This window comes from Bacillus sp. REN3, from assembly GCF_017912555.1.
Taxonomy (GTDB): domain Bacteria; phylum Bacillota; class Bacilli; order Bacillales; family Cytobacillaceae; genus Mesobacillus.
This window is the reverse complement of record NZ_JAERSD010000022.1, coordinates 24,032-42,431: the sequence shown is the minus strand read 5'-3', so window position 1 is coordinate 42,431 and position 18,400 is coordinate 24,032. Positions and strand designations below refer to the sequence as shown.

The following is an 18,400-nucleotide window of genomic DNA, read 5'->3' as shown; positions in this document are numbered from 1 at the left end:
TTGCTTCACCTGCTTCTTAAATTTTTTTATCAACGACCAAACCAAGAAATTCGGTCATTGCCGCGTAAAAATCGAGCATTTTCTTAGGTGGGATTTCCCTCACGACCTCCTTGGTCTTTTCATCAACAAGCGTTACATAATATTCCTGCAGTTTTTCGTGATATTCGAACTTCAATGCCGTATGGCTTTGCTGAAGGAATCTATTCAGACTTTCAATTGTGCTTTGCAGCTTTTCTTTCGGAACCCTTTCCATTCCCTCCTGAACCGGAATGGCGGTCGAGTCTTTTTCCATTCCCCCCGCCGCACCGCTGTCAATGGTGTCAATTTTCGTCTTAATCGTTTCAAAGATGACTGTACTTGGTGTATCTGAAGAGAGACGGTTTATCATGCTATTGCCTCCTCTAGAGCGCATATTATATTGATTATATCGGCTGGATATTGTTGACTCTTTAACCTTTTAAGAAAATAAAAGCAGAAAAAGGCTCCTCAAAAGGAGCCTTCCGCTTATTTTACATCTACATTTGCTGATCCTTTTACTAAATATCCGTTATCAAGATAAGCCTGTAGTTCCATTTTTTCCTTCCCTGGTTTCCAGTCAAAATCTTCACGTTCGAATTTAAAGTGGCCTTTTTCAGCCTGTTTCTTCAAGCCGTTGTTGGACAGGACTGGAGCAACCTCATTCAAATTGACGCTTGAAATCTCAAAGGAAGTGCCTGCGAATTCTTCCGGCAGGATGGCCTTGACGGTAAAAATGCCTTTATTTCCTTTGATCACTTTAGGCAGGACCTCGAGGCTGGCTGGGATATAGACGACAAATCCTTTTTCGAATGTTGACGTCCAGCCGGCATGGTCTGTCACTGTTATCTTTATCGTATAAATGCCTGGCTGATCAAGTTCAATCGTTTCGCCATTTTTATACTTCAGCCCATTTATATCTGCTTCCTCAACGGCAACTCCTGAGTGCTCGTCTTCAGTAGTATAAGAAACGATAAATTCTGAACCAAGTTCGTATTCTTCATTTATATCCGTTTGAATCGAAGGCGCTGTTTTATCCACCTTTACCTGGATGTTTTTTAGTGCTTCGATATTTCCTGCTGCATCGGCGCTGTAGTAAGAAACTTCATTCGTTCCTTCTTCGGAAACGATAAAGCTTGTACCCTCTTTGAATTCAGAACCATTCACAGAATAGAAGGTTTTTTCGACGCCGCTCAGGTTGTCTTCTGTTGAAAGAACAATCTCCACGTTCTCCTTGTACCATTGATCAGATGCACTATCAGCAGTCACGGGCGCCTGGAGGTCAACTTTCACTGTTTGCGACTTGGCTGCCTCGATGTTGCCAGCCTTATCTATACTGTAATAGGCGACTTGATAGATACCATCTTTCTCAAGCATCAATTCTGTACCTTCAACGAAATGGATGCCATCCAATGAATAGTACGTTGCCGAAACACCGCTGAAATCATCAGCCGCAATGAGTTCTACTTTCACATGATCCCGATACCACCTTTCCCCAATATCTGCATAGGTAACGGGTGACTCATTGTCCATTTTTACAGTCTGCGTTTTAAGCAATTCCTTATTTCCAGCATTGTCGACACTGTAATAAGCAATTTCATAGCTTCCCTTTTGCTCAATCGTAAAAGCAGTTCCTTCGGTAAAATCAGATCCATTGACAGAGTAATACGTTGAAGCTGGGCCGCTAAGATTATCTGTCACTGCAAATTCCACCTCAAACCGATCCTGGTACCATTTATCTTCAATATTCGGAACAGACACAGGTGCCTGGGTGTCAATTTTCACTGTTTCAGAGTGTGCTTCTTCCACATTGTCGGCATAATCGATACTGTAATACGAAACCTGGTGGAATCCGTCACCCGAAACGGCGAACGCAGATCCTTCCGTGAACTCAGAGCCATCTACTGAATAGAAGGTTTTTGCTACTCCGCTTAGTTTGTCTGCTGAGGCTAGCTTTACAGATACGGTTTCATTTGCCCACTTATCTACTAGGTCAGCTGTTGTTTGCGGCATTGTCTTGTCAATCTTCACTTCGGCCGTTTGGACTTCCTCTTCATTGCCGACTTTATCAATTGAATAGAAGAAAACTTCATGAACGCCTTCATTCTCGATTGTGATCGTTGTACCTTCTGTGAAGTTTTTACCATCCAATGAAAAATACGTCGCTGCCACCCCTGTTTCATTGTCGGTCGCAGACAACTTCACCGTTGTCGTTTTATTCGTCCAATCCGGTTTTGCATCAGACGTTGTCACCGGCGCTTCTTCATCGATGATCAATTTGGCCAGCACTGTTTCTGAAGGAGCTGATTCCCCGAAGGAGTTGCTGTATGATGTCACATAATAAAGATGGTTCGCGTACGTCAGATTGTAAAGCGTATAAGATAAGTTGTTCACTTTCTCAGCCACAAGGACCGGTTCGCCATCAATGATTTCGTAAATGTTATACCCATTCGCATATGTCACGAAATCCCATGAGATTCTTGCGCTTGTTTCGCTGAGAAGCTTCAAAGCCGCTTTCGGCGCTTCCATTTCAGGATAGATGATTGTTTCAATATATTTATTAGATGCTGGCGACTCCCCGAATCGGTCGCTGTAAGCTACAACTTCAAATGAATGTTCTTCCTCTGTCAGGTTGTACACCTTATAGGACAATGCCGTTCCCTTATAAAGCAATTCGCGGTTCTCGCCATTCACTTTATAGACCTGGTAGCCATTTGCCCAGGTTACCTTGGGCCAAGACAAGGTGATATTGTTGGCATTAAATACTGCTCCTGATAATACTGCCGGCTGCATTTCAGGCCATGTCAGCCGCAACTCAAGTTTAGCTGATTCTGGAGACTCACCAAAGCGGTCGCTGAAGGAATGAACCTCATAGGAGTAGTCCCCTTCCGGCATGTTGGTGAAAGTCGAAGATGTAGATTTCACCGTCCTCACCAGCTCTTTTTTTCCATCAGTAATCTGATAAATATTATAAGAGTTGGCATAGACAGAGGCATTCCATCTCAGGGCGATATCATTTCCGTTTGCAATGCTGTACGTAATATTTGCTGGTGACTGCATGATTGGGAAAACAAGCTCGAACTCTACTAAACTTGAATCAGCTGATTCACCAAAACGATCGCTTACTGAAGTTACTTGCAGGGTATAATCCCCTTCCGGCATATTCACTAACGTAGTTGATGTGCTGGTAACAGTTCTTAATAACTCTCTTTCTTTGTCCACGATTTGATAAACATTGTATGACTTTGCCAAAGAAGATGAATTCCACTTTAACACGATGTCATTGCCATTTGCGATGCTGTACGTAAGGTTTTCCGGCTTTTGCATTTCAGGGAATACAACCGAAACTTCAACCTTCCCGCCTTGGGCTGATTCTCCGAAACGGCTGCTGACGGAACGGATGATGTATTGATGTTCACCTTCTGATACATTCGCAAAAGTCTTTTTTGGAGATGAGGAAGACGAACCTGAACCGATCAGCAGTTCCTCATTATCTATTAACTCATAAACATTATAACTAGTGGCATAAGGAACTGAGTCCCATGCCAGTGCTACATCATTTCCATTCAGGAGTGCTGCTGTTACGTTTTCCGGCTTCTCCATTACGGGATGAACAAGTGATAGCTTAATAGCTGCACCCTCAGGTGACTGGCTTGAGAAGTAGGAGTAGGAATGAATCACGAATTCATATTCACCTGCCGGCTGGTTAGCCAGCGTAGCATATGTTCCTTTTGCAGTCGTCTTAAGGACCTTTTCGCCATCGATAATCTGGTAGACCTTATAACTTGCTGCGTACGCAACTGAGTCCCATTCAAGCTTTATGTCATTGCCATTGAGAACCGAGTATTTCAGGTTTCCAGGAGCCTGCATGATATAGCCATCAAGCGTGACTTTCACCCGGCTGCCTGCTGCTGATTCGCCAAACCTAGAAGAATAGGAATACACTTCATATTCATATTCTCCCGCTTCCATATTGCTGTAGGAAATGCTCGTGCCAGTTACCGTCCTCTTAAGGACCTTTTGGCCATCAAGTATTTGATAAACATTATAATTCGTTGCGTATTCAGCCTTGCCCCAGCTTAAGGAGAAGCTTGTCGGGCTGCTCGCGGAATATTCAACATTGCCTGGCGCCGTCATTTTTGGATGAACGATGTCGACGCTGATTTTCAATCCGTCTTTAGATTCACCAATCCGTGGATTCGATGAAAAGATCTCAAAATCATATGTCCCTTCAGCAAGGTTTGAGTATGTTTTACTTGTGCCTGTCAGTGTATCCTTCAACACACGCTGGCCATCGACGATCTGATAAATCTTATAATCACTCGCATTTTCGGCAGCATTCCAGGAAAGGTTCAAGTCGTTTCCATTTGAAACTTTATGACTGCCGTTTTCTGGAGCTGCAAGTTCATAGCTGTCCACAGTGACAGTCAGTTTAGAGCCGTTTTCAGACTCACCGAAGCGGTCACTGTGAGAATGTATTTCATATTGGTATTCTCCGGCAGGCTGCTTTGAAAAAGTGACTGAAGTTCCTGTCACAGTATTTTTCAGAACCTTTTCACCATCAATAATCTGATAGATCTTATAGCTGTTTGCATAATCAACACGCCCCCAGCTTAGGACAATATCATTAAAATTAATGACTCTTGCAGAAGCATCAGGAACCGGCATAACGACCTGGCTGACAGTCAAAGAAGTTCGGCTTCCCTCGGCAGATTCCCCAAAACGGTCACTGAATGAATGGACAATATATTCATAGTCGCCCTCTGGCTGGTTCGTGAATTTAACACTTGTTCCAGTGGCGGTTTCCTTAAGGACCTTTTCTCCATTCACCATTTGATAGATTTTATATCCATTTGCCAGATATGAAGACTTCCATTTCAATGTGACATCCGTACCGTTAGTGATTGTAAATGACAGATCCTCCGGTTTCTCCATAACAGGCTGGATCACTTCTGCAGTGAGCGGTCCCGATGCTGCAGATTCGCCAAAGAACTTATTGGATGCAGAAACCACATATGTATAGCTGCCAGCTTCAGTATTTGTTTTCGTATAACTATTTGAAGTTGTCTTTGTAATGAGTTTTTTCTGTCCGTCCTCCAGCAATTCATAAATGAAGTACTCTTGAGCATATTGCGAAGCTGTCCAGTTGAGGATTAAGTCGTTTCCATTTTGAATCTTATACGTCAGGTTCGCTGGGGCTGCCATCGAAGGATAGACAATGTCAACAGTAATAGGTGCAGAAGGACCAGATTCAGCATCACCGTTCAAGGTTGAAACAGTATATCTGTAGTTACCTTCAGGCAGGTCATTCAGGCTGTAGCTCGCTGTCCTGGAAGTACCGACAAGCGTCATCTGTCCTTCCTGGATTTCATAAACGTTGTAACCTGTCGCTCCATAAACAGCGTCCCAGCTAAGCCTTACATCCTCTGGAGATGGTTTTGAATACACTAGATTGCTAGGCGGCAGCATGCTTCCAGCATCATTGGCCAATGCTGTTCCTATAGGCAGGATCAATTGCGCAAACAAAACCATGACGACGACTAAAGTCTGGATTTTGAATAATTTCCCTATCATCTTTCTCTCCTTTTCTGAAAAAAGGGCAAACAAAAAGACCTTACCAAGGCCCATAGTAAAAAAGTCTATGTATCCTGTGGTAACCGGCTGCCAACTGTATAGAACATACAGGTCAGGCCCTTGGCTTTGCGTCTCATAGTTTCCTATGATTTGCCTTTTTCACTTTTATTTACCTCTTATATTAATACAAAAGTCCCTATTAAGTAATAGGTCTAATTAACTATAAACTAATCCTTATCCAAGTTTTTTGCAATGGATATGCTAAAATAAATGAGAATAAACGTTCCTGTAATGAGGAGTGGTTTAAAATGGACCAATTAGAAGATATCTTAAAAATTCTTCCTCTTCATCAGCTTGGATTAATTAATGGGAAGCTACTTGGAGATGGGAACTTAACGATCGAAAAGAACAAAAGCCCTCGTTTACGTTTTCAGCATAGATATGCAGATAAAGACTGGTGTTATTATTGCTTCGACAGTCTAAAAGATTTTATTCCTTTAGCGCCGCCCAAATATAAAAAAGACAGGGATCCCAGAGTTATCGCAGGATTCTCTGAATCGGTGTATGTTCAGTCAAAAACATCACCTGTTTTTTACTTATTTGAAAGAAAAGTGGTATTGCGGTCGGATTAAAGTACTTCCGCCGGATTTACTCTATTCATCCTTGACTCCTGAATCGTTAGCATGGTGGATCAAGATGACGGCCATCTTCTCCTAAAAGAAAACACAGTTAAGAAAGTAGTGCTCTCAACAGATAATTTTTCTACATCTGAAAACAGGTTGTTAATTGGATTAATCAAGGAAAAATTCAAATTACAGTTCTCACTTGATGGCCAAAATCGATTATGCCTATATGACAAACGGCAAATCATGTATTTTTTCCACCTTATAAAAGATTACATACACCCATCAATGATGAGAAAGCAGTTACCCTCTTATTCAGATCAAGATGTAAGATTTCCGCAGAAAAAACGGACAACGGTCTATCTTCCCTTTAAACTTCTGAAACCTTCACAGGAAATAAGAGAGCTGTTACAATCTATTGCACCAGATAGGTTTATTAAAGAATGGTTTGAACAGTATCAACTGATAAATTAATCATTTGGAATGGCAGTTCGGACATCAAGTAACCCTCACTATGAAGAGCTAATAAAAATCTCTTACATTCAAAAGGAAACCGGGATCACAATGAGCGAAATAGTGTCTATTTCAAATATCCAAGCAAGAAAAAGAGGCTTGCCCAGTGGACAAACCTCTTAAGGTGAAAATTAACGAAGAAGTTGAAGAACTCCTTGTGGCTGTTGGTTGGCTTGAGCCAACATCGCTTGTGCTGCTTGAGAAAGAATAGAGTTTTTAGTTTGTTCCATCATTTCTTTCGCCATCGTGCGAACATTTGCTTTCACAAATGACCAGACTATATCTTCACCCTCCAGCATCTGGTAGGGGTCGGGCACTTCGGATTCGCAATGCTGATGGTCATTGCTTCACCTATGGATTTCATCATCATAGCTTTTGCCTTAGATGGTCTATCCTAGTCGTTGAACCTTCTCCACTCTTTCGAGCCAGGAGCTTGGCTGCTGATTGCCCAATCTTTTCTTTTTTCAAACCCTCACGCCTGCCGTTTCCAGCTACGTTGTGGCAAGAAAAGCTTTAAGGGGTTTCCAGCAATTCACCCGATTATAATCACTAGCCGTTACCAGCCAGGACGACTGTGCTTGTCACTGCTCTTAAGCAGCTAAAGCATAATCTACGTCACGAACACGTGATTCTGCAGCAGTTAGGTTTTCAGAAGATGTGTTCAAGTTATTGATAGTATGCTCTAAACGGTTCTGAGCTGCTCCTAGGTAGCTGCGACCAGATGATACAGCCGCAATTTGTGTATCAAGAGCATCCATAGCTGCATTCGCTGCTGTATTATCAGCAAGTGTTAATCCCGCAACTGCTGTATGCAAACCGGTTAAATCAATACCACCTGTACTAAGGTCTAAGTCCATTGTTTGCGATGAATTCGCTCCTACCTGAAGCTTAAGGACTCCAGATGCGCCTGCAGACGCATCAAGTAAGTTCATAGTGTTAAACTGAGTTGTGTCTTTAATTCTTTCTATCTCTGCAGAAAGTTGGTTAAACTCGTCTTGCAGAGCTGTTCTATCTTCAGTTACGTTAGTATCAGAAGAAGCCTGTACTGCTAATTCTCTTTGACGTTGTAGAATTGAATGTACTTCATTTAAAGCACCTTCAGCAGTTTGAATTAATGAAATTCCATCTTGTGAGTTCTTTGAAGCCATATCCAATCCACGGATTTGTCCACGCATTTTTTCAGAAATTGCTAGACCTGCAGCGTCATCTCCTGCACGGTTGATACGAAGACCTGAAGATAATTTCTCCATTGATTTACCTTGAGCACCGTTAGCAGTATTCAACTGACGATAAGTGTTAAGAGCCGCGATATTGTGATTGATTCTCATTGCTTGATTTCCTCCTTGAATGTGTTGTTCACGTCCTTGTGAACAATGGTTTTATTTGTTTGAGTGATAAGGTCGGCCGCCCTTATTTTCTCTTACAATAGATTTATCGTCTTGTAGAGGAATTGTTTAATAGTGTTCTATAATTTTTTTGCTATTTTTTCATGAATTGGATCAAGGATGAAATATCCTTGGAGGCTTGTTCGTTTTCGCTTTGGATTTGGTCGAGGATTTCTTTCCTGAATACGTCAATATTCTTGGGAGCTTTGATCCCGATTTTGACCTGGTCGTTTTTGGCTGAGATGATGGTGATTTCGATGTCGTCCCCGATTTTGATGCTTTCACCGTTTTTTCTTGTAAGCACTAGCATTCCTGGTCACCCCTTCGTTTCTGCTTTTTCAAAGATTGGGTGTTTTGTATTATAGTTGTCATCATGCAGGATGACTTGTTTTGCTTTGTTGTTTTTGGAGTTGATAATGATTGGCGCCTGGAGGTTGGCGGTTGTTTTCTCGAATGGGTCCTGGACAGTGAGGATGGAATAGACTAGGACATCCTTTTCCGACTCCAGCGACAGCTCTTCGACAACTGAATCCTCCAGTTTGAAATCATAGGCCGTGAAAAAGTGGAATGGGTTCGTCACGATAAATGCAAGCCCCTCTGTTGCCAGGGATTGCAGCACATAAAAGAAATCATCCTCCGATAACGGCAGCAGGACAAATTTCTTTTCCTCCGCAAAGCCAGGAATCCCTTTTTCAAAAGTCAATATTTCCGCTGGATTGATGTCTATTTCCCCATGATACTTTGTTGCAATGTTCATGCTTCAATCTCCTTTAAATAGATTGTTCATACTTCATTCCGACATGTTTCAGATTCTCAAAATCTATTTTCAGTGACGGATACTGCTTCATGCTGATTTCAGCTTTGCCTGGTGTGTAGTGAATGATCGGTTTGTTGATCCTGCTCTCGATGATCGGCTTATTCACCTTCCAATCAAGATCGACCCTTCCAGGATCATAGTCGATTTTCACGCTGCCTGCCGACGGGATCCAGCCAATATTGAATTCGAGCATCGGTGGCTCGCTGTTGCGTTTCGCTTGTTCGGCGATTGCGTTTCCGCCATTCTCGATCATCATCAACTCATCGCCATCCTGGGATACACGCGCGAGCCCTGCAAGCCAGTCCTCATATCCCTGCTGCGCGGCCTCCTCAATCCTGCGGGAGATGGACTTCAAATCCATATCTTCCCTTGCCTTCGTCTGATCAATCGTCAGCTTTGAAGGCGTCCGGTTAATCTGAAGCTCTGCAGGAGGCTGTTCGATTGCCAATTCTGCCTTGGGCTGCTCCATCTCAAGCATTGGTTGTATGGTGTTGATTTCAGTCTGTGCAAAAGTGGATTGCAGTCTGATCTGCGGGAGCTGCAATTCCAATCCCTCCTTAGCAAAAAAAGCTATTCCCGATGAGAATAGCTTATCTTAAAAAGTCCAATAATGTCGGCTGGATGATCCGGGCGCCGACTCCTAGCGCGGCTCGGTGGACGCTTTCCTGCGTCTTCAAGTCAGTGATCACGCGCTCGATATCTGCGTCTTCATTGTCAGACAGGATCCGGCTGGCCATCACTTCCTGCTGGCTGATGCGGTCATCGACCATTTCAAGACGGTTGTACCGTGCACCAAGTTCAGAACGCTCTGCCGCCAGATTATCCATCACGCCATCTAGACTCGAGAGCAGCCCATCTAAATCGGCTGGTTTATCATCTTCTAACGCCTTCTGGATTCCCTGGACCACATCAAATAGTTCCTGATTAAAAAGCTTAGCCGGATTGACATTGGCCTGCAGGGAAACACCGCGGGAAATTTCAACTTTATAGGTGTTGATAGCCGGGTCATTGACATTTGCTTCAACAACAGGTTTGCCATCCACCATTTTTACCGGCGGATGGTCCGTATCCGTTCCGTGGAAAATATACCGACCTGAAACCTGGGTATTCGCGACCTGCACCAAATCGTTCTTGATTTGCTCGATTTCCCTGGCAACTGCTTCCCGGTCACTTGGACTCAGGGAGCCATTTTTCCCCTGGATCACCAGCTCACGGACACGCTGCAGCCCTTTGTTTGCCTGGTCGATGCCAGCTTCCGAGTTTTCCATCCACAAATATAGCTCAGAAAGGTTGCGCTTGTACTGCTCCACCTCTGTGAGGTTTGAGCGGTAGAACATCCCTTTCATCGCTACCACCGGGTCATCGGATGGCCTGGCGATTTTTTTGCCTGTTGCCAGCTGGTCCTGGTATTTCCCCATTTTCCGGTAGCTTTCGCTCAGGTTCCTCAATGAATTGGAGGACAGCATTGATTGAGTTACGCGCATTTTATCTCACCTATCTTCCCACGGTTCCCATACCGTTGATGATTTTATCGAGCATTTCGTCCTGGAGTGTGATCATCCTGGCCGATGCATTGTAAGCATGCTGGAACTGGATCATATTTGTCATTTCTTCGTCCAATGAAACAGCACTGACCGATTTTCGGCGGTTATCTACTGCCTCCCTGAGCGACCCGCTGTTTTGCGAAAGCCTAACAGCTTCCTGTGAAAGGACGGCCATGCCGCCAATCACACCTTCATAATAATTGCGGAAATTGGCCAGTTCATTATTCCCGGCGTAATCAAACTTATCATTGATCACATTCGCAAGCTTTAATATATTCGTAGAATCTCCGATGGTTGCTTTAGCCGGATCCGTTCCGTCCGCTGTTGCGATGTTATCCAGGCTATCCTGGATCGCCTTGGCAAGTCCTATCCTGCTGGCGAAGCCCTTTCTTTGGATAGTGGCATTTTCCATGTCAGCAAAAAACGGATTGCCTGCCTTCGTTTGATTCTTGATATCATTCGGGCTCATCCCGTCCTGGTGGACCTCATTGAATTTGGTCGCAAACGTATACGCCAAATCATCAAGCTTCATGAGCATCTCGGAATAGGTGCCAGCAACTTTCCCAGTCTGCTCGTAACCATATGCATCGACTAACGCCTTAAGCTTCCCGGAGGATTTCAGCTCGGTAAAATCAAACTTCGTATTGCCAATCGCGACTGTTTTTACCGACTCATCCACTCCATCGAATTTTATCGAGATCTCATTGTGGCTGTCGCCGCTGACCAGGATTCCGAGTTCCTTGCCGCTGTCGCTTACCATCTTGATGACAGCCTGTCCATCGGCCATCTTAAGTGAGTTGCCGCCTGATCCAGTGTAATCGACCTTGATGTTCACAAGCGAAGAAAGCTCGTCAATCAAACGGTCTCTCTCATCGTAAAGATCATTCGGCAGGTAGCCATGCGGCTCGACGTCTGCAATCTGGCCATTGATCTTGCTGATCTGGTACGTGATCGAATTGATATCCTTTTCGGTCACAGAGATTTCATTCTTCAGATCGCGCTGGATGGAAGAAAGTGAATTGTGCAGGTAATTGAAAGTATCTGCGACCGCAATCCCGCGCTGGCGTACGACCGAACGCGCGCCGGAGTTTGTCGGGTTGACCGCCAAGTCCTGCAGTGACTGCCAGAACTGATCCATAGTCTTCGCCAGACCGGAATCGGAAGGCTCGTTCAAGACCTCCTCCAGCTTGGTAAATGCTTCGGCTCTTGTTTCCCAATAGCCGAGTTTGTTGGTCTCCCCGCGGTACTGGACGTCCAGGAAGCTTTCCCTGATCCTCTGGATCGAGCCAGCCTTGACCCCGGTTCCAACCTGGCCGGGAATCTGCGGCCTATTCATCCCGACGTTCGGGTACGGTTCTGTCTGTTCAAAATTGATCCGCTGGCGTGTGTAGCCTGGTGTGTTGGCATTCGCGATATTATGTCCGGTTGTATGCAAAGCGCCCTGCTGCGTGAACATCCCGCGGCGCGCTGTTTCTAATCCCATAAAGGTTGAACGCATGTTTCGTTCCTCCAATTATTATGCTTTTGAATTGAACAAACCCGGCGACTGCTCAGGCTTTACCTTCTTGCCCGCGGGCGGTCCGTAATTGATTTCTTTTTGCTGAGGGACAACGAGGCTCCTCGAAAAGTTGATGAACTGCATCGACTGATGGATCAGCTGCTGGTTCAGGCCGTTGCGAGCCTTGATTTCCTCAATGACCGCCAGCAATTCTTCCCTTGCCTGTAAAAGCTGCGCTTTGGCTGCGGCATCTGCGGCATCGGCAAGCTTCGCAAGGGACGGATTGTCGATGGCAGGCAGGATTGCCTTCGCTGCAGCAAGCCGTTCCTCTTCAAGCTTGCTGATCGCTGCCAAATGCGCCTGCTCATCCTTCAAAAGCTTGTCAAGGGCAGCCATGTCGCCCTTCTTGATCATCTCTGTTTTCCTGGCCGATAAATCATATAGGCTCTTATGGAGTTTCAGTTGCTTTTTCATGATCTGTAATAGAGTATCAATCGTCACCGGCTGCCCTCCTCTTTTAAATCGAATTCGCCTTGGCCAGCCCTGGCCGGCTAAAAGCGCCGCATCCCGCGGCAACGCCGGTAATAGCACTTCCTGTCCGCCGGATATGTCCGGCCGCTGAAGCCACTTTTTGACTTCATTCTGCGGACCGAATGGACTCGATGGGCTGGGCGCTAGAGCCGGGTCGTTAAGAAAAGCCCGTCAGCGAGACGGGCATCTCCTGTTATTTTTTTTGATAAAAATCCACTATGCTCTTAGCGATTTCTTTGGAATCGAGCTTATACGTCCCGTTTTGTACCTGGACCTTCAAATCCTCCACTTTTTGCTGGCGCTGGACGGAAACCTGGGAAAGCTGCTGCATTTCCTTTGCAGTCGAAGAAATTTCGACTTTGTCCGCCTTCTTGCCTGGTGTATGGGAAGCTGCTTCCAGCTTGTTCATCTGGCGTTTGTATGGATTGATCCCCGACGGGCCCATGTTATGATTGATTTTCATCGTCGAAACCTCGCTTTCATAACGATTTTCTTATTCGTTTTATCGGCAAAAACAAACACTTCTTTAATAAATCTTTTCACCTAATCTCTGTGGGTGAAAAAAGTCACGGTTCGGTTCGCTATTTCTTTCTTCCGTGTCTCTTCATGCTCGTGCGCTTTTAAATCCGCTTTGATTTCCCCTGCACATTTGCTGCATAGCTTTCCTTGGCGGATGATGCTCCCGCATTTATCACAAGGATAGCCAAGGTTAGGGAATTGGGCGATTTGCAGCTTGCCCGTTTTGATGAACTTTAAAATCAACTCTTCCGATACGCCCGTTCCTTCTTCGACCTGAAGGATGGACGCTGTCCGGTTTTCCCTTTTCTTAATGAATTTGGACACTGTATCGTAGGCATCCTGTTCCGCTTTCCAGCATTTCTCGCATGTGTCGCGGAATTTGTTTTTCACGAAGATCTCTCCACATTGAGGACAATTTGTCAGTTCCACTGTCCTTCCTCCTCCAATTTTATCTCAATCGGCGTTAGCGCGCCAAAGTTAACGAATACACTTTCACTGCCCCATGCTCCTTCAGGATTTTGGCCGCATGGCGCAACGTTGATCCTGTAGTATATATATCGTCAACAAGGAGAATTGTTTTACTCTCGACGGCCTTTTCCATGTTAAAAATTTGCGAAAGATGAATCCGTTCCTGCCGTGATTTCTTCGACTGTTTCTCAGAGTGGACCCTCGACATAGCCCGGAAAGGTTCAAAGCCTGCTTCCCTGATGATTCCCTCCGCCTGGTTGAAGCCCCGCTCGTAAAGCCGTTCCTCGCTCAGCGGAATCGGTACAAGATCATCGTATTGGAAGGCTTGCAGGGCCTTCCTGATATCCTCCGCAAAAATCCTGGCAAGTACATAGTCCCCGCGGAATTTATATTTTGCGATCACTTCTTTTATAAAATCGTCATAACGATACAAGGCGATATTTTTATCAAGTGTTCCTGTCCACGCTTTATCGTCTTCCCACCTCTTGCAATCGACGCACATATCACCGGAACGAAATCCATCTTCCAAAAACGCGAACGGCCGGCCGCATTTCACACAGGTTTCCCCGGTAATCAGAGGGAATCTCGCCAGGCAGTCCTCGCATACGTTTGCCGGTTCCGCTTTCCCGAACAGGCTCCCCCAGGAAATGTCCGGTTCCAGTTCCTCATGGCATAACAAGCAGTATCCACCCTTCCAGAGGCTCATTGGTCAACTAGCCCCTTCCTGACGCCTTCCCTATTCATCATCGTGATTTGCTTCCGGGCGCTCATCATCGCTTCCGTTTTTCCATAATGAAAAAACACAACCTCCCCGGTCGGGAAATCAGGGCTGCGGCCAGCGCGGCCGGCGATTTGGACAAGGGCGCTTTCGGTAAAGATTCCGTCGTCCGCGCCAATTACAGCGACATCGAGATCCGGGAAGGTGACTCCTCTTTCAAGGATGGTCGTCGTCAGTAAAACGGGAATCTCCTTGTTGCGCATCTTCATGACCTTTTCCTTGCGCTCCGGGTCTTCCGCATGGACGGATTCAATCCGGGGATCCAGCTTGCGGAGGATGGGGAGGATTTTTTCCATCGAGGAAATTTTCGGGGCAAAAACGAGGGCTTGCTTGTTGCGATCGAGCCTCGTTCCAATCCATTTGAGGATGTTCGCAGGCAGTTTGCCTTTTGAAAGCTTTTTCTCCCAGTTCCCGGCCCATGCAAAGCGGGGAACGGGCAGCGGATGGCGGTGGAACCGGGCGGGAATCGTCACATGCGCCCGTTTGCCCTGGCGGCATTCCCTCTGCCACTTTGCGCTCGGGGTCGCGGTCAGGTAAATAAGCGCCGAGCCCGGCTTCCTTGCTTGCTGGACAGCATATTGGAGGCTTTCATCAATCGAATAGGGAAAGGCATCGACTTCGTCGACAACCACCATATCAAAGGCCTGGTAAAAGCGCAGCAGCTGATGTGTTGTCGCCACGGTGAGCTGCGCATATTCATGGCGCTCTTCGCTTCCTCCATACAGGGAAGCGATCGGCGTTTCCGGAAAGACCTTTTTAAAACGTGGCGCCAATTCAAGTACGACATCCGTTCTTGGCGTGGCAACACAGACCCGCTTGCCCGCTGATAGTGCCTGCTCGATTCCTGCGAACAGCACTTCCGTCTTTCCTGCTCCGCACACAGCCCACACCAGGAGCTCAGCTGACGAGTCGACCGCATCGACGACACGCTCCGAAGCCGCCCTTTGCCCTTGCGATAACCGGCCATCCCATTTGAGCGGGTTTTCATGCAGCGGGAAAGCCGCTGCCGGGCCAGTCCAGCTGGCCAGCGGCGTACAGCCGCTGACTCTCCCCATCATCAAGCACTTGCGACAATAAAAATCCGCCTCTCCACAACGTGAACAAGGAAACTCGGCGAACCAGGCCGGGTCAGTCGTCCCGCACCTCTCGCATTTCAGCTTCTTGCCTTCGAATGAAAGGCCTTTCCGATAAGTTAAATAGCCGTTTTCATGATGCCGCTGGATTTCCTCTGCCTCGAATGGAAGTTCATCCATCAATAGCTGCTTGCCGGTTAGCATTTTTTGCAGTTCAGGGTTGTGAATAAATAGCGGGTGTTGGGGATGAGATTGAGTCAATTCGGATATTTTTCTTTGCAGGTTCAAAAAAATCACAGCCTTTGTGGATTTTTATGTGGATAACACGAAATGAATGTTGATAATGTGGGTTACTTTGTTGATAAAATAAATGAAAGGAGATTGAAAGCGGTTTTTTCTGTGGATAGATGTTAATAAAGGGGTAGAACATTGTGGGTTATGTTGATAAATGAGGAGATTGCGTGGATAACTTCGTTTCAATCAATCGTTTGATGAAGAAAAAACACCACTCCCGCTGACAGGAAATGGTGTCGGTTTCTCGCTGCATCTGCAAACTTACTTCTTGTACCAGCCCATGCCCATTGAACCTTCGCCTAGATGAGTGCCAATGACTGCTCCGAAATAGCTAATGTAAAATTCCACGTTCGGAAACTGTGCTTCCAGTTCGCTTTTCCACTCAAGCGCTTCTTCCTCGCGATTGGCGTGGATGATGGCCGCCCGATACTCGCCGCCTTTTGAAGCGTCTTCATCCAAAAGTTCAACGATCCGGTTCATCGCTTTTTTCCGGGTCCTTACCTTTTCGAACGGAACGATTAGTTTGTCTACAAAATGAAGCAGCGGCTTCACCTGCAAAAGACTCCCGATAATCGCCTGCGCGCTCGACAGCCTTCCCCCGCGCTGGAGATGGCTGAGATCATCAACCATGAAATACGCCCTGACCGATTGCTTCATCTCATTCAGCCGGGAGATGATTACCTCAGGGGCCTGGCCCTGCTTTGCCATCTCGGCCGCTTCGAGGGCGTAAAATCCCTGGACCATGCAGCTGATTTCGGAATCAAACGGATAGGTTTCAATGCCTTCAACCATCTCGTCGGCTGTCACAGCGCCCTGATAGGTTCCGCTGATGCCGCTTGATAAGTGGATGCTGATGACCGCATCGCATTCTTCAGCCAATTTTTCATAAAGCTTCACGAACTCGCCAATCGCCGGTTGGGAGGTTGTCGGCAGCTCCTTGTGCTTTACTTCCTCATAAAATGCTTCAGCCGTCATATCTATTTCTTCCCGGTAAGATTCGTCGCCAAAAATCACATTTAACGGAATCATGTGGATGTCCCACTTCTCTCGCAATTCCTCCGGGATGTACGCTGTACTATCCGTTACAACTGCTGTCCTCATAAAAAAATTACCATCCTTATTTTTTTCTCTTCTATAGGTATGTACAAGTCCATTTTATATGAATTCTCATTCATTTGCATTATTTTGTACCGTTCCTCTTGAAATTGGCAAATTTGTGGAAGTCCAGGCCTTGGGAATCGATTTTTTGCCGAAAGGGTGCATGAATTCTTTTTCCCTCTCTTTCCAATCCAGTTAAATACGACAAGATTTATACCCCCGGGATGCCTATTCCCAAAATCAGCCCCTATTCGAGCATCGGATTTTCCCAAGTCCATTCCTATAAAAGTAAAAATCTTTTAAATTCGGATGATGGTATCCACTCCAGGCACCTCGCATTCCCCTGGCCTGTTCAGGGGCCTTCCCGGCGCCTTATGCCTCCGTGGCCCATCTCTGCCTCGTACTCCGGCGCTGTGCACTGACGGGCTTCCGTGAACCCGCACACGAAGAAAATGCGTTAGCCTTGCCTTCCCTACCGATCTTACAGCACCTTTTTAAACATAGCCGAAAAAAATGCCTGACAGAGGCGAAGCCGCTGGTTTTACAAAAGCGCAAAGTGGATGCTTGAACCGGATGCTAAAGGCCAAATAAAAAATCGCTGGCATTGGATTGCACAGCGATCGATCATCAGGAAGCCGAATTGCCCGTAGGTTCCGCAAGTCCTCTATTTTCTAATTCTTCCTCTAGCATTGTGATGAAGGTGACATCTAGTTTCAGCAGAGCGGCCTTGCGGTATGCTTCTATTAATTTTTCGTCTGTTAGTTCCCACAAAGAAGAAATAGCGACCACCCCTTCATTCATTATTGTTTTCTATTATATCGGATATTTCTCTTTTTTTGTAAATGATTGGGCAAATTTTTGTCGCTTTTTTCCATCATTAATACCCATAATTCGACAAAAAGCACATTCGGCGTTTCGACCAAATGTGCTTTTCTGAAGAATACATATTCATTTTAATAGATATTACCTTACTTCTACCCAGCCGTTTTTAATCGCGACAACGACTGCCTGGGTGCGGTCGTTGACATTCATCTTCTGCAGGATGTTGCTGACATGATTCTTGACCGTCTTTTCGCTGATGAATAACGCTTCGCCAATACCGCGGTTGCTTTTTCCATCTGCCAATAGCTGAAGGACTTCGCATTCCCTGCGTGTGAGCAGGTGAAGCGGGCGGCGGATTTCGACTTGGGATATGTATCGGTCTGAACCACCTTCATCTGCAGATAGACGCCGGTATTCTTTTACGAGATTGTGCGTGACACGCGGGTGAAGATAGGATCCCCCATCTGCCACGACCTTCACAGCTTCCACTAGTGCATCTGCGTCCATCTCTTTTAATAGATAGCCTGTCGCTCCAGTTTTCAGTGCATGGGTTACATAGTTTTCATCATCATGGATCGATAAAATGATTACCTTTGACTCGGGAAATTTCTCGATCAACTGGGCAGTAGCCTCGACACCATTTGTATTCGGCATGTTGATGTCCATGATGACAACGTCAGGCTGGTTTTGCTCCACCAGATCGATTGCTTCGCTGCCATCGTCACCTTCTGCAACTACCTCAAACGATGGTTCAAAGTCCAGGATTCTTTTAACCCCTTCCCTGAAAAGTTGATGGTCGTCAATAATGACAATCTTGGTTGTCATACTTTCGCCTCCCTTACGGCCTC

At 45.9% G+C, this 18,400-nt stretch carries 19 protein-coding genes and 1 riboswitch; of the genes, 2 read left to right on the top strand and 17 right to left on the bottom strand.

The window, feature by feature from the left end:
* Positions 1-16 precede the first annotated feature (16 nt).
* Both flaG and JJQ88_RS16855 read right to left on the bottom strand, forming a co-directional pair.
* The gene (gene flaG, locus JJQ88_RS16860) at positions 17-388 is read right to left on the bottom strand and encodes a flagellar protein FlaG (RefSeq protein ID WP_210367206.1); all 372 of its coding nucleotides are present in this window, start codon (positions 386-388) and stop codon (positions 17-19) included.
* Between the two features lie 116 nt (positions 389-504).
* On the bottom strand, positions 505-5,589 hold the full coding sequence (locus tag JJQ88_RS16855; protein ID WP_210367205.1) for an OmpL47-type beta-barrel domain-containing protein: 5,085 nt from the start codon (positions 5,587-5,589) through the stop codon (positions 505-507).
* A 75-nt stretch (positions 5,590-5,664) separates the two neighbouring features.
* Positions 5,665-5,754: riboswitch (cyclic di-GMP riboswitch) on the bottom strand.
* Between the two features lie 143 nt (positions 5,755-5,897).
* Here JJQ88_RS16855 and JJQ88_RS16850 point away from each other — a divergent pair.
* Positions 5,898-6,221 (top strand): hypothetical protein, encoded by a 324-nt coding sequence (locus tag JJQ88_RS16850; RefSeq protein WP_210367204.1) that lies wholly within the window; start codon positions 5,898-5,900, stop codon positions 6,219-6,221.
* A complete protein-coding gene (locus JJQ88_RS21915; RefSeq protein WP_210367203.1) occupies positions 6,154-6,306 on the top strand; it encodes a hypothetical protein in 153 nt (50 codons plus the stop codon). Before JJQ88_RS16850 ends, JJQ88_RS21915 begins: the two co-directional genes overlap by 68 nt.
* 550 nt (positions 6,307-6,856) lie before the next feature.
* Here the strand turns inward: JJQ88_RS21915 and JJQ88_RS21320 are convergent.
* From JJQ88_RS21320 to JJQ88_RS16770, 15 genes are all read right to left on the bottom strand, one after another.
* Entirely contained in the window at positions 6,857-6,955 is a 99-nt protein-coding gene (locus JJQ88_RS21320; RefSeq protein WP_481748311.1) for a flagellin, read from the bottom strand.
* A 360-nt stretch (positions 6,956-7,315) separates the two neighbouring features.
* Positions 7,316-8,053, bottom strand: a complete 738-nt coding sequence (locus tag JJQ88_RS16835) for a flagellin N-terminal helical domain-containing protein (protein ID WP_210367201.1) — start codon at positions 8,051-8,053, stop codon at positions 7,316-7,318.
* 151 nt (positions 8,054-8,204) lie between these two features.
* A complete protein-coding gene (gene csrA / locus JJQ88_RS16830; protein ID WP_210367200.1) occupies positions 8,205-8,420 on the bottom strand; it encodes a carbon storage regulator CsrA in 216 nt (71 codons plus the stop codon).
* Between the two features lie 6 nt (positions 8,421-8,426).
* Positions 8,427-8,867, bottom strand: a complete 441-nt coding sequence (gene fliW / locus JJQ88_RS16825) for a flagellar assembly protein FliW (RefSeq protein WP_210367199.1) — start codon at positions 8,865-8,867, stop codon at positions 8,427-8,429.
* Between the two features lie 13 nt (positions 8,868-8,880).
* A complete protein-coding gene (locus JJQ88_RS16820) occupies positions 8,881-9,471 on the bottom strand; it encodes a DUF6470 family protein (RefSeq protein WP_210367198.1) in 591 nt (196 codons plus the stop codon).
* 46 nt (positions 9,472-9,517) lie between these two features.
* Positions 9,518-10,411, bottom strand: coding sequence for a flagellar hook-associated protein FlgL (gene flgL, locus JJQ88_RS16815; protein WP_210367197.1), 894 nt, complete (start codon positions 10,409-10,411; stop codon positions 9,518-9,520).
* A gap of 10 nt (positions 10,412-10,421) precedes the next feature.
* Positions 10,422-11,969, bottom strand: a complete 1,548-nt coding sequence (gene flgK, locus JJQ88_RS16810) for a flagellar hook-associated protein FlgK (protein WP_210367196.1) — start codon at positions 11,967-11,969, stop codon at positions 10,422-10,424.
* A gap of 18 nt (positions 11,970-11,987) precedes the next feature.
* A complete protein-coding gene (locus tag JJQ88_RS16805) occupies positions 11,988-12,470 on the bottom strand; it encodes a flagellar protein FlgN (RefSeq protein WP_210367195.1) in 483 nt (160 codons plus the stop codon).
* Between the two features lie 223 nt (positions 12,471-12,693).
* A complete protein-coding gene (flgM, locus tag JJQ88_RS16800; protein ID WP_210367194.1) occupies positions 12,694-12,963 on the bottom strand; it encodes a flagellar biosynthesis anti-sigma factor FlgM in 270 nt (89 codons plus the stop codon).
* A gap of 80 nt (positions 12,964-13,043) precedes the next feature.
* The gene (locus JJQ88_RS16795; RefSeq protein WP_210367193.1) at positions 13,044-13,448 is read right to left on the bottom strand and encodes a TIGR03826 family flagellar region protein; all 405 of its coding nucleotides are present in this window, start codon (positions 13,446-13,448) and stop codon (positions 13,044-13,046) included.
* A 34-nt stretch (positions 13,449-13,482) separates the two neighbouring features.
* Positions 13,483-14,166, bottom strand: a complete 684-nt coding sequence (locus tag JJQ88_RS16790; RefSeq protein WP_349237154.1) for a ComF family protein — start codon at positions 14,164-14,166, stop codon at positions 13,483-13,485.
* A gap of 23 nt (positions 14,167-14,189) precedes the next feature.
* Complete coding sequence (locus tag JJQ88_RS16785) at positions 14,190-15,542, bottom strand: ATP-dependent helicase ComFA (RefSeq protein ID WP_210367230.1); 1,353 nt, start codon at positions 15,540-15,542, stop codon at positions 14,190-14,192.
* 351 nt (positions 15,543-15,893) lie between these two features.
* Positions 15,894-16,733 carry a DegV family protein gene (locus tag JJQ88_RS16780; protein WP_210367191.1) on the bottom strand — a complete coding sequence of 280 codons (840 nt, stop codon included), beginning with the start codon at positions 16,731-16,733 and terminating at the stop codon, positions 15,894-15,896.
* A 624-nt stretch (positions 16,734-17,357) separates the two neighbouring features.
* Positions 17,358-17,531, bottom strand: a complete 174-nt coding sequence (gene sda, locus JJQ88_RS16775) for a sporulation histidine kinase inhibitor Sda (protein ID WP_246861241.1) — start codon at positions 17,529-17,531, stop codon at positions 17,358-17,360.
* Between the two features lie 162 nt (positions 17,532-17,693).
* Positions 17,694-18,377 (bottom strand): response regulator, encoded by a 684-nt coding sequence (locus tag JJQ88_RS16770; RefSeq protein ID WP_210367189.1) that lies wholly within the window; start codon positions 18,375-18,377, stop codon positions 17,694-17,696.
* Positions 18,378-18,400: the final 23 nt, after the last annotated feature.